Origin of the sequence: Maribacter sp., assembly GCF_039968975.1 — a bacterium.
Classification (GTDB): Bacteria; Bacteroidota; Bacteroidia; order Flavobacteriales; family Flavobacteriaceae; genus Maribacter.
This window is the reverse complement of record NZ_JBDVOT010000031.1, coordinates 1-10,795: the sequence shown is the minus strand read 5'-3', so window position 1 is coordinate 10,795 and position 10,795 is coordinate 1. Positions and strand designations below refer to the sequence as shown.

The 10,795-nt window shown below is 32.2% G+C and carries 12 protein-coding genes; 7 read left to right on the top strand and 5 right to left on the bottom strand.

The annotated features are described in order from the left end of the window. Window positions 1–1,058: membrane dipeptidase (locus tag ABJI11_RS02005; protein ID WP_348348949.1), on the top strand; the 1,058-nt coding region annotated here is incomplete at its 5' end. On the opposite strand, the gene ABJI11_RS02000 is transcribed toward ABJI11_RS02005, so the two are convergent. Next, window positions 1,055–1,459 (bottom strand): hotdog domain-containing protein, encoded by a 405-nt coding sequence (locus ABJI11_RS02000; protein ID WP_348348947.1) that lies wholly within the window; start codon window positions 1,457–1,459, stop codon window positions 1,055–1,057. The genes ABJI11_RS02005 and ABJI11_RS02000 overlap by 4 nt on opposite strands. A gap of 286 nt (window positions 1,460–1,745) precedes the next feature. Between ABJI11_RS02000 and ABJI11_RS01995 the strand changes: the two genes are divergently transcribed. Beyond that, window positions 1,746–2,153, top strand: a complete 408-nt coding sequence (locus tag ABJI11_RS01995) for a glyoxalase (protein WP_348348945.1) — start codon at window positions 1,746–1,748, stop codon at window positions 2,151–2,153. Here the strand turns inward: ABJI11_RS01995 and ABJI11_RS01990 are convergent. After that, window positions 2,142–2,822, bottom strand: coding sequence for a DUF2461 domain-containing protein (locus ABJI11_RS01990; protein WP_348348943.1), 681 nt, complete (start codon window positions 2,820–2,822; stop codon window positions 2,142–2,144). The two genes, ABJI11_RS01995 and ABJI11_RS01990, sit on opposite strands and share 12 nt — an antisense overlap. Before the next feature lie 94 nt (window positions 2,823–2,916). Here ABJI11_RS01990 and epsC point away from each other — a divergent pair, with 94 nt between their 5' ends. Beyond that, complete coding sequence (gene epsC, locus ABJI11_RS01985) at window positions 2,917–3,708, top strand: serine O-acetyltransferase EpsC (RefSeq protein WP_348348941.1); 792 nt, start codon at window positions 2,917–2,919, stop codon at window positions 3,706–3,708. Then, window positions 3,701–4,585 carry a cysteine synthase CysM gene (gene cysM, locus ABJI11_RS01980; RefSeq protein WP_348348939.1) on the top strand — a complete coding sequence of 295 codons (885 nt, stop codon included), beginning with the start codon at window positions 3,701–3,703 and terminating at the stop codon, window positions 4,583–4,585. Before epsC ends, cysM begins: the two co-directional genes overlap by 8 nt. 72 nt (window positions 4,586–4,657) lie before the next feature. Here cysM and ABJI11_RS01975 read toward each other — a convergent pair whose 3' ends face one another. The 3 genes from ABJI11_RS01975 to ABJI11_RS01965 all read right to left on the bottom strand — a co-directional run bounded on the left by ABJI11_RS01975 (window position 4,658) and on the right by ABJI11_RS01965 (window position 7,298). Further along, window positions 4,658–5,200, bottom strand: coding sequence for a hypothetical protein (locus ABJI11_RS01975; RefSeq protein ID WP_348348937.1), 543 nt, complete (start codon window positions 5,198–5,200; stop codon window positions 4,658–4,660). 183 nt (window positions 5,201–5,383) lie between these two features. Further along, window positions 5,384–6,478, bottom strand: coding sequence for a magnesium/cobalt transporter CorA (corA, locus tag ABJI11_RS01970; protein ID WP_348348935.1), 1,095 nt, complete (start codon window positions 6,476–6,478; stop codon window positions 5,384–5,386). A 34-nt stretch (window positions 6,479–6,512) separates the two neighbouring features. After that, window positions 6,513–7,298 carry a tRNA pseudouridine(38-40) synthase TruA gene (locus tag ABJI11_RS01965; RefSeq protein ID WP_348348933.1) on the bottom strand — a complete coding sequence of 262 codons (786 nt, stop codon included), beginning with the start codon at window positions 7,296–7,298 and terminating at the stop codon, window positions 6,513–6,515. A gap of 293 nt (window positions 7,299–7,591) precedes the next feature. Between ABJI11_RS01965 and ABJI11_RS01960 the strand changes: the two genes are divergently transcribed. From ABJI11_RS01960 to ABJI11_RS01950, 3 genes are all read left to right on the top strand, one after another. Continuing rightward, a complete protein-coding gene (locus ABJI11_RS01960; RefSeq protein ID WP_348348931.1) occupies window positions 7,592–8,077 on the top strand; it encodes a hypothetical protein in 486 nt (161 codons plus the stop codon). Window positions 8,078–8,309: 232 nt separating this feature from the next. Next, window positions 8,310–9,008 (top strand): response regulator transcription factor, encoded by a 699-nt coding sequence (locus ABJI11_RS01955; protein WP_348348929.1) that lies wholly within the window; start codon window positions 8,310–8,312, stop codon window positions 9,006–9,008. Continuing rightward, complete coding sequence (locus ABJI11_RS01950) at window positions 9,005–10,501, top strand: HAMP domain-containing sensor histidine kinase (protein ID WP_348348927.1); 1,497 nt, start codon at window positions 9,005–9,007, stop codon at window positions 10,499–10,501. The genes ABJI11_RS01955 and ABJI11_RS01950 overlap by 4 nt, the downstream gene beginning before the upstream one ends. Window positions 10,502–10,795: the final 294 nt, after the last annotated feature.

Below are 10,795 nucleotides of genomic sequence, written 5' to 3'. Positions count from 1 at the left end.
TCACTTGGTTAATAGTTTATACAGGTCAAGATACACTAACAGATGAAGGTTATGCCAAGGCAAAAGAGAACGCCATGTCCAAATTTGAAGCTATTCATAAATTATGCGAAGAAATAGCTCCTGATGATATAGAATTAGCATTAACCTCTGCAGATGTAACACGAATTGTTGAGTCTGGAAAAAAAGCTGCTATGATCGGTGTTGAAAATGCTTATCCTATTGGTACTGACATGTCTCAATTCAAAACTTACCATGATTTAGGTGCTCGTTATATTTCATTGGCTCATAATGGACATAGTCAATTTTCAGATTCTAATACAGGTGAAGCCGATGATGTATGGTTACACAATGGTTTAAGTGATTTAGGAAAGCAAGCGGTAGAGGAAATGAACAAATTGGGTATTATGATAGATGTTTCTCACCCATCAAAAGAAGCTATGAAACAAATGATAGCATTGTCAAAAGCGCCAATTATAGCTTCTCACTCATCAGCCAGAGCTTTATGTGACCATAGTAGAAATTTAGACGACGAGCAGTTATTAATGATGAAAGAAAATGGCGGAGTTGTACAAACTGTAGCCTTCAGTTCTTATTTAAATACAGAAAAACATGAAGCTAGAGCAGCATTTATGAAATCAATATACCAACAAGTAGCCGATTCGTTGAATATTACTTGGTATGAACGTTCTCAATTTTCAAGTTTATCCGATACAGAAAAAGAAGCTTTTATGGATAATTACCCAAGAGTTTTGAAAATAGGAAAGGAATTAGCAACTACTAAAACTGATGCGCCAGAAGCTGTGAACGTTGGTGATTTCGTAGACCATATAGATTATATGGTAAAGCTAATAGGTATTGATTATGTTGGTATTAGTTCTGATTTTGATGGTGGTGGTGGTATTGAGGGTTGGAGCGATGCTTCTGAAACCTTTAATGTAACACTAGAGCTTGTAGAACGAGGATATTCTGAAGAAGAAATAGCAAAATTATGGGGAGGAAACCTTATGCGCGTACTTGATGACGTACAGGCCATTGCAAAAACATTGGGTGAAAGTTAATCAACTTCACCCAATGCCGCTAGGCGGTCTTTTACAAATTCTATTTTAGTTTTTCCATGTGCAGCTGGCTTTCCGTTCTCGCCAAGATTCACCATAATGATGTTGTCTACCGTAACAATAGTTTGATGGTTCATTTTGTTACGTACCTCGCAATTCAATGTTAATGATGTTTTACCAAACTTAACAACTTCAATACCAATTTCTATAACATCACCTTTTACAGCGGCGCTCATGAAATTAATTTCTGACATATATTTGGTAACGACTTTTCCATTTTCTAATTGAATAATGGCATAAAGTGCTGCTTCTTCATCGATCCAAGCTAATAATCTACCTCCGAATAATGTTCCGTTAGAGTTTAAATCACCTGGTTTTACTAATTTTCTAGTATGAAATCTCATAGCTTATTTTTTTTGAAATTCTACTTTGCAAAGTTAGTTCTAAAAATTTTCAATACTACTATTTCGTCTTTTTAAGAAGAACGATTTACCAATTGTAACAATTACCTAATTAATAAGTTACATATTAACAATTGCAGCTTAATAGAATTATTAGAACCCTAATTTTATATGCTATTTTTTGAATGTAGCAAGTTTAGCTTAATTGTTCATAACAGGTTAAAAACTTATTACAGGGGTTAAACATCAATTTTATCTAATATGTACCTTTAGGTAAAATCAAAATATCATGGACAGGACACAGAAATTGCAATCGATTCGACCTTTAATTGCCTCTGCTAAAATAATGCCCAACATGAGTGATGATGAACGGTTTCAAAACCAAACATTGCGCCCAATAATAAAACTACAAAACGATTTACTTCTAGCATCTTACCAGAATTATATTACCAAAATGAAGAATAGCTTTTATGAGCTAAAGATTGATAAACGCATGGACTATATTGCTAAATCAATACAAAAAGATATTAAGTTCAGAAATTCTTTGAAAGGAATGATCATTGGTCAATTTACCGTAGAAGAATATGAGTTGTATATTAAAAACTCTTCTGCGTTAAATAAAAGAATGATGAATATGGTCGTAAAAAGAATTCAAGATCAAATTCAATATTTTGAAAAATATGAACTAGTCCAATAAAGATTCGCCATTTAAATTAGTGGTTAGGATATTACTCATTAAATCAAAGTAAGGACGTATAGCTAAAAAACTTTCATAAACCGTATTTGCAAAATCATCTGACAATACCTCTTTGTCTGTAAAGTTCTTTACGAAGATGTATTGCTTTTTGCGTATAAACTTAATATTGGGGTGATCTTTATCAAAACCTTTTGGTGCTGTTTTTAATTCATCGCCGACCAGTTCTCCCCAAATAGATTTGAACTTTTTATCTTCTGTAATATCGGTTAAGTCTGTGGTATCTATCTCCCACTCTTTTCTAATACGAAGCAAATCATTTTTTTCAGGATTCCAAAATCCTGTAGCAATAAAACTGTTACCTGGTGCTATCTGAATATAGTAACCGCCTCTGCGGTGTTTTCCTGCCCTAGCGAAAGAAGCCGAAAGATGAGTTTTATATGGCGTTTTATTTTTAGAAAAACGTACATCTCTATAAATTCTAAATACTTTTAATTTTTCAATTTCGTCATTTGATTTTAGTAAATCAAGCACATGATTAAAGAAGCTTTTCACCTTAGTTTCTTCTGCTTTAAATTCAGCTTTATGTTCGGTAAACCAATCTCTATTGTTGTTATTCTTTAATTTATTTAAAAATTGAAATGTACTTTTTGTAATATTCGTTTCTAACATTCGACTTAACAGTTGTGATTTTAAGCTAAAGTTAACCATAAGAAGAGAAGTACTTTTACTTATTTGGTTAATTTTGATGAACTAACGAAGATACATGGACCATCGATCTATAATCGAAAAGATTAATACCCACAAAAAACAACCGAATTTAAGATTTCGATTAAAAAAGAATACCGAGAAATTTACGGACCTTCTTTTTTATATGTTATTTGATATTGGAACCCCAGTAGCTGAAAGTCTTGATAAGCTAGAAAAGCAATTTGATGAACTTGTAGACCTGGCATGTTGGGAAAGTGATAAACCTTGTAAAAAGGTTTGGGAAAATTATGTAGAAAAATTACCACTAGTTCTTGAAAGTCTAAATTTAGATGCTGAGGCAACCGTAAACTGCGACCCTGCCTCTTTATCCATTGAAGAAGTATATATGGCATATCCAGGTTTTTACGCCATTTCTGTATATAGATTGGCACATGAACTTTATAAAACCGGATTTCCACTAGTACCTCGTCTAATGACGGAATATGCACACAGACAAACAGGTGTAGATATTAATCCTGGTGCTCAGATAGGAAAATCTTTTCATATAGATCACGGCACAGGAGTTGTAATCGGTGAAACTGCGATTATCAAAAATGACGTTAAGATATATCAAGGTGTTACTTTGGGCGGACTCTTTGTTGCTAAGAATTTACAACAGACTAAACGACACCCTACCATTGAAAATAATGTAACTATATACGCCAATGCCACTATTTTAGGAGGAGATACCATAATTGGCGCAAATAGTATTGTAGGAGGTAACGCTTGGATAACCACATCTGTAGCACCACACTCAACAGTATTTCATACACCAGAAATCAAAATAAAAACTTTACCCCATGTCTAATTCATTACTATCCTTAATTGGTAATACACCGCTAGTTAAATCACGAGTATTAAATACTAACCCAAATGTTTCCGTTTATTTTAAAATGGAAGGTCATAACCCGGGTGGTAGTGTAAAAGACCGTGCCGCTTACAATATGATTAAAACCGGCTTTGATAATGGAGATTTTACCGCCAATGATAAATTAATTGAAGCTACCAGTGGTAATACCGGGATAGCATTAGCAATGATTGCCGGCGTTTATGGTCTTGACATTGAATTGGTAATGCCTGAAAATTCTACTATAGAACGTGTACAGACCATGAGAGCATATGGAGCTAAAGTTACCCTAACCTCTTCTGATGTAGGTATTGAAGGTGCACGTGATTATGCAGAAAAAAAAGTTACCAATGAAGGGTATATAATGATGAACCAATTTGGTAATCCAAATAACTGGAAAGCACATTATAATACTACCGGACCAGAAATATGGAATGATACTGAAGGTAAGGTAAGCCACTTTGTTTCTGCAATGGGTACCACAGGTACTATAATGGGTACTTCAACTTATTTAAAAGAGCAAAATAAGGATATACAAATTGTAGGCGTTCAACCTGGTGATAATGCTAGCATACCAGGCATTCGCAAATGGCCTCAAGAATATTTACCAAAAATTTTCGATGCAAAGAAAGTTGATCGCATTATGGAAGTGACTGAAATTGAGGCAAAAGAAATGGCAAGAAAGCTGGCAAAAGAAGAAGGTATTTTTTCAGGAATGAGCAGTGGTGGTGCCGCTACCGTAGCGTTGCGCTTAGCACAGGAGATAGACCATGGTGTTATTGTTTCTATAGTTTGTGACCGCGGCGATCGTTATCTATCATCAAACTTGTTCAATTAAATTATAGTCCAGATTATAAATAAAAAAAGAGCCGTTTTATCGGCTCTTTTTTATATTCTAAAATGTAGAAGATTATTTTTCTAACATCATTGTTTCGTTAGGCTTACTATATTCTTCAACCAAAAACTCTAAGTTTTCACCGTGCTCATTGGTAAATACATATGTAGTTTTATCGTTCATCATCTTTTTGCTCTTAAGGCTAATATTTTCAACAACTTTTAAATTTTCGCCTTCGTTCATTGCTACAACCAATTCATCATTTTTAGAAACTAAAACAAAATCCTCAGGTGTTTTAGATTCATAGCTAAATACTATTTTCTCATCAAAAGCATCATCATCGTCATTATCTATATTTACTGTCTTAATAATTGTTGCAACACTATCTACTACCCTATCTTGATCTACCTTACCTTCATCTTCTTTTGAACGCTCTATGGTGTTTAAACGCTTGGTAGTGATTTCAACGGTGTTCTTTACCAATTTTTTACCATCGTTTACTGTATAAGATTTAGATATTTTAGTATCCAACACTTCTTGATTTTTCTCTTGTGCCAATACAGTTCCTGTTATAAGTAACAATCCAGCTATCGACATAAACATTTTTCTAATTTCCATATATAATTTTTTAAATTAATCTTTGACTTAATTAAAAATTAAATCTCTCACATCTAACATTTTAGATACTGGCAAGATATATGAAAACAGAAATAATCAGTGACCCATAAAAAATAATAATTAATGATTTTGATTATAAAAAACAAGACTAGTAAATACTAATCAATTAAAAAGAGTATAATGTTACAGCCATTTTTTTCTTTTAAAATAAATCATCATTCCAACAAATAGTAGAATCATAACCGCCCATACAACGTAGTATCCGTACTTATAATGAAGTTCTGGCATGTGTTCAAAATTCATACCATAGATACCTGCAATAAAAGTCAAAGGAATAAAAATAGAGGCCATTATAGTCAATACTTTCATGACCTCGTTCATTTTATTACTCATATTACTCATGTACATTTCCATTAAACTCATAGACATTTCACGATAAATCTGTAAACTTTCGTTAATTTCTATGGCATGGTCCAAAACATCACGTAAGAACAATTTTGTATCTTTTGTAATCTTAGGATTTTCAGAATCTATTAACCTGCTAATTAATTCCTTTACAGGGTAAATCCATCTTCTAATTTTTAAAATTTCTTTTTTTAACTGTTGAATATTTTGTGCTACAATTGGTTCAGGATTTTGATAGACTTCTTCTTCTAAATTTTCTATTCTATTATTAAGGTTTTCAATAGCTAAAAAATAATTATCTACAATAGCATCTAATAAGGCAAAAAACAGATAATCTGCTCCTCTAGTTCTAATACGACCTAGTTTACCGGTAATTCGTTCTCGTAAACCATTAAAGACATCTGCTTTTACCTCTTGAAAAACCAAGACCGTATTTTCATGTAAAATAATAGCGATGTGCTCACCTATAATCTCATCCTCCTCAGAAATATATAGCATTCTAAATATTCCAAAAATATAATCCTCATATTCATCAATTTTAGGTCGCTGCTCAGTGTTGACAATATCTTCAAGTACTAAAGGGTTGAGATTATAGTGCTTTCCTAATTTTTCAATAAAAGGTTCATCGGTAATACCAACAACGTTTACCCAAGTTATTTTATCGGAACTATCTTCTTTGAGAAACTGGTCTAAATTTTCATATTCATTTGTTTCAAATCCGTTGACATTATAAGAAGTACTATAAATAACACTATCGCCTCGCTCCTTATCACCCATATAACTAATGGTACCTGGAGCTTTACCTAATTTGTTTTGTTGGCGAGATTTCTTCTTTTTTCTTTTTGGAAGATGGAGCTTTTTGTTTGTAGCCATGAACATTTTTTTATAAATATATTAAAACTACAAGCTAACTATTAAAGTGTAATTGGTTTAAGATCAATCCAGATCCTGGTGCAATAGTATTTAGTTTTTGTACAGAACCCGTAAGTAAAGATTCTTTGATTTCTTCTAAAGAGAGTTCGTTTTTACCAAGCTGCACCAGAGCACCCATGATCATTCTAATTTGATATCGCATGAATCCGCTTCCCACTATCTTTAAAACATAACTCTGTATTGGAAAAAAATTTGCGGTAAGAATATCGTTAGGAACTATGGTACAAGTTTCAATTTCACGTACAGTGATGGTATTTGGCTTTAACGACGCGGTATAAACGCTGAAATCGTGTGTACCGGCAAATAAAGAAGCACCCTTTTTCATTAATTCTAAATCAAGCTCATCTATATAATTAGTTATGAAAGGAGCACAAAATGGATGATTCTTAGATCCAAAGGAAAAAAAATAATGATATTCTTTTGTTTTACTATCTTTTATAATATTAAAGCCTTGATCAACAGGTGTAATAGAAAGTAGCCGAATATCAGAGGGTAGATTCTTATTGAAGCCATTAAGAAATATGTCTAAATCAACAATTGGTTCTTCAACAAAGAGTTCAAAAGCACCATCAAGAGAAGAAACCTTAGAATCGGTCCTACCTGCGCCTAAAATTTTGTATGGAGCATTCGGGTATAAAAATGTAAATGTTTTATTCAGCATACCTACAATAGTTTTAAGTTTTGGCTGTACCTGCCAACCGTTAAACCTAAACCCTAAATACTGAATACGTACTAAATAACAAAAACGTTTTTTCTTCATAATGTAAAAGTAATTACATTATAAACATAACTTGTTACCACGTGTAGTTGTATTCATTAATAATAATTCTGAGCCATTATTTTAGGCAATAATTCTCTCATATAACACTACACTATTATTTTAGATTTTTTATTGTAATTTGTTTGAAAAGCAGTAATATTAAGTATGATTTGCTTAGAACCAATGACTTGAACAACAAAGTAAGCCGTTCATCGATTTGTTTTAAGTAATACCGGAGCTTCCCCGTAATTGCAACGAAACTATGATTCTCCCATATCAATAAAAACTAATTTATGAATGCTATTAAAGGATTACTTACGTGGAAGCGAACATTAATTACATCTATTGTCGTAATTTTTTTATTGAACATCTTTAGTTTTTACGGGTTGTACACCAACAAATTTTACTTTTTTAAAATTGATAATTATCTCTTCCCTATCTTATCCATCATTCACTTTGTATTTCTATACGTACTTTGGTTTAAAATTAACGAGCATGAATTAAGTGACCCACCAATGAGAACCTTAGAATACGTTCTTTATGGTATATCCTTGGTATACATATATAAATTGGTGGATACATTGATAATTTTATCGAGCTATTCAGAATTTGAGAATCATATTATACCAAGTAGCTTTTTGCCTATTGGAGTTTTAATATTAGTACTTTATGCCATTCTATTATTGGTAACATTCTTAGCAATAGTATATAGAAAAGAAATTGTTGGTACCTACATTTTTGATGATATGAACCAACATGTAGATCATTGGAACAATTAAAAGTCAATACCATATACAGACCTCGATAAGAAATTATCGAGGTTTTTTTTTGATTTTTTAATACCTAGTAATTCATTTTTATTATGACTATTAAGAGAAATAATTATAGAGTATCTATGTAATTATTAAAGTTTTATGCGACCTATTGAAAGGCATAATTACCTTGTACCCTACTATTATATGTACAATGTGATTTTTCTGTGATACTTTTTTTCTTAATTCGTAATCTACTATGAAACGTATATTAATTATTGAAGATGATCCTGAAATCATTAAACTACTAGAACTTCATCTTTCTGATGTAAGCTATGAAACTACCATGGCTATGGATGGAAATGAAGGTTTACAACTAGCTTTAGAAAGTGATTTTGACCTCATACTGTTAGACCTTACTTTACCAAGTTTAGATGGCGTTGAAGTGTGCAGAAAATTACGTGCTACCAAAAATACTCCCGTAATTATGCTAACTGCAAAGTCTGAAGAAATTGACCGCGTTTTAGGTTTAGAAATCGGTGCTGATGATTACATGACGAAACCCTTTAGTATAAGAGAGTTATTAGCTCGAATAAAGGCAGTATTAAGACGCACCAATAAAGTAGAAAAGAAACAAGAAGACACTTCAATTATTCTTGCTGAGGGACTTAAAATTGATATTGATAAACGAAAAGTAGTTTTAGGAGATTACAAAATAGAGCTATCTCCAAAAGAATTTGAACTATTAGTATTAATGGCATCTAACCCAGGTAGAAACTACACTAGAACAGAGCTATTAAATATTATCTGGGGTTATAACTTTGAAGGATATGAGCATACCGTAAACTCTCATATTAATAGATTACGCGCCAAGATAGAATCTGATATGGCAAATCCCAACTACATATTGACCACTTGGGGTGTGGGTTATAAATTTAATGAAGAGATAATGGCATGATAAACAGTGATAAAACCCTTACTCCTAAATTGATAAAGAAATTATGGATAGCCTTCATATTTCTTATCATACTTATGGGAGCATCGTACATTTTCATTACAAGCTACTTAACCCTAAATTATAATCAGGCAATTACTCAACGTGTAAATGCAAATGTTGCCGATCATGTAATACAAGAAAAATTTCAAAATGCAGCTCCTTTTTTGGAAGATGGCAGTGTAAACAAGGAATTATTTGGCGATTTAATGCACGATATGATGGCTGTAAATCGTGGTATAGAAGTGTATTTACTAAATAAATCTGGTGATATTTTATACTCTGTTGTACTTGAGCATAATAAAAATGAACCCATGAAATCGGTAGCTTTAGAGCCAATCGATAAATATATAAAAACCAAAGGTGAAGAATTCGTTTTAGGTGACGACCCATTAAATCCTGAAGAAAAAAATATTTTCTCAGCGGCTCCATTTTCTATTGATGGTCATGAAGGGTACATTTATATAATTGTTGCCGGTAAAGAATTAGCTCTTATCAGTGATAGCCTTTTTAGTTCCTATTTCACAAAGCTAAGCATTGGGGCTATTGTACTAACAATGATATTTGCTGCATTAATTGGAATGTTAAGTATTTGGTTTTTGACCAAAAATCTAAGATTGATTACCCAAACGGTACGTAAGTTTCAAGAAGGAGATTTGGATATCAGAATTGAAAATCCAGAACAATCTGATATTGAAGTGGTGGCTTTATCTTTCAATGAAATGGCAGATACCATTGTCGATAATATGGACAAAATGAAATCCGTTGATAATCTACGTAGAGAACTAATTGCCAACGTATCTCATGATTTGCGTACACCTTTAGCAGTTTTAAAAGGATATATAGAGACGCTACAAATCAAAAAAGATACACTAACAGAGAGTCAAAAAGAAGAGTATTTACAGATTACACATAACAATATTGATAAGCTCTCAAGCTTAATTCATCAGTTATTTGAATACTCAAAATTAGAAGCTGAACAGGTTACACCAATAAAAGAACCATTTTCAATAACAGAGCTTTCTCATGATTTAATTGCCAAATTCAGACTTTTGGCAGAAAAAAAACAAATTCATCTTCAATTAGAAAATCCTGAAGAAAACTGTATGGTATTTGCGGATATAGGTCTAGTAGAAAGAGCTTTACAGAATTTAATTGAAAATGCTATTAAATATACCGAACCTGAAGGAAAAGTAAAGTTGAGCCTAATAAAAATGGGTAAACAAATTGAAATAAATATTACAGATACTGGTAACGGAATACCTGTAAACGATCAACCTTTTATATTCGACAGATATAAGCAAGTAGATAAAAATACTCAAAAACAAGGTTTAGGTCTTGGCTTGGCAATAGTCAAAAAAATAATGGATTTACACGATACTACCATAGTAGTTTTAAGTAAACCCTATGAAGGAAGTTCTTTCATTTTTAAATTGCCCGCTTATCAATTACAATGAATTTAATTTTGCTGTGAAAAAGAGAAAGCCCTATTTGTAATGAATAGGGCTTTTTTTATTAAATAATAGAGCTTTAAGTTAAATTTTCAACTCAATAGCTATTTAACCTGTTCTTAGGTTCGTTAACTAAATATCTTTTAAGAAACTACTATAGAGGTCTTTAAACTCAAACCCATCTGTAAAACGTTGCTTGTTTAATTTCTTGTAAGAAACCAATCCCCATAACAACAGTTCTTTTAAGAAATATGCTTCTTTAGCATCATAATCTGGCTGATGGTCTTTTAAGAGCTGGTT

Bases quoted from the DNA above. Each gene is read 5' to 3' on its own strand.
- ABJI11_RS02000 (WP_348348947.1), bottom strand. From the start codon at position 1,459: ATGAGATTTCATACTAGAAAATTAGTAAAACCAGGTGATTTAAACTCT.
- ABJI11_RS01995 (WP_348348945.1), top strand. From the start codon at position 1,746: ATGGACAGGACACAGAAATTGCAATCGATTCGACCTTTAATTGCCTCT.
- ABJI11_RS01990 (WP_348348943.1), bottom strand. From the start codon at position 2,822: ATGTTAGAAACGAATATTACAAAAAGTACATTTCAATTTTTAAATAAA.
- epsC (WP_348348941.1), top strand. From the start codon at position 2,917: ATGGACCATCGATCTATAATCGAAAAGATTAATACCCACAAAAAACAA.
- cysM (WP_348348939.1), top strand. From the start codon at position 3,701: ATGTCTAATTCATTACTATCCTTAATTGGTAATACACCGCTAGTTAAA.
- ABJI11_RS01975 (WP_348348937.1), bottom strand. From the start codon at position 5,200: ATGGAAATTAGAAAAATGTTTATGTCGATAGCTGGATTGTTACTTATA.
- corA (WP_348348935.1), bottom strand. From the start codon at position 6,478: ATGGCTACAAACAAAAAGCTCCATCTTCCAAAAAGAAAAAAGAAGAAA.
- ABJI11_RS01965 (WP_348348933.1), bottom strand. From the start codon at position 7,298: ATGAAGAAAAAACGTTTTTGTTATTTAGTACGTATTCAGTATTTAGGG.
- ABJI11_RS01960 (WP_348348931.1), top strand. From the start codon at position 7,592: ATGAATGCTATTAAAGGATTACTTACGTGGAAGCGAACATTAATTACA.
- ABJI11_RS01955 (WP_348348929.1), top strand. From the start codon at position 8,310: ATGAAACGTATATTAATTATTGAAGATGATCCTGAAATCATTAAACTA.
- ABJI11_RS01950 (WP_348348927.1), top strand. From the start codon at position 9,005: ATGATAAACAGTGATAAAACCCTTACTCCTAAATTGATAAAGAAATTA.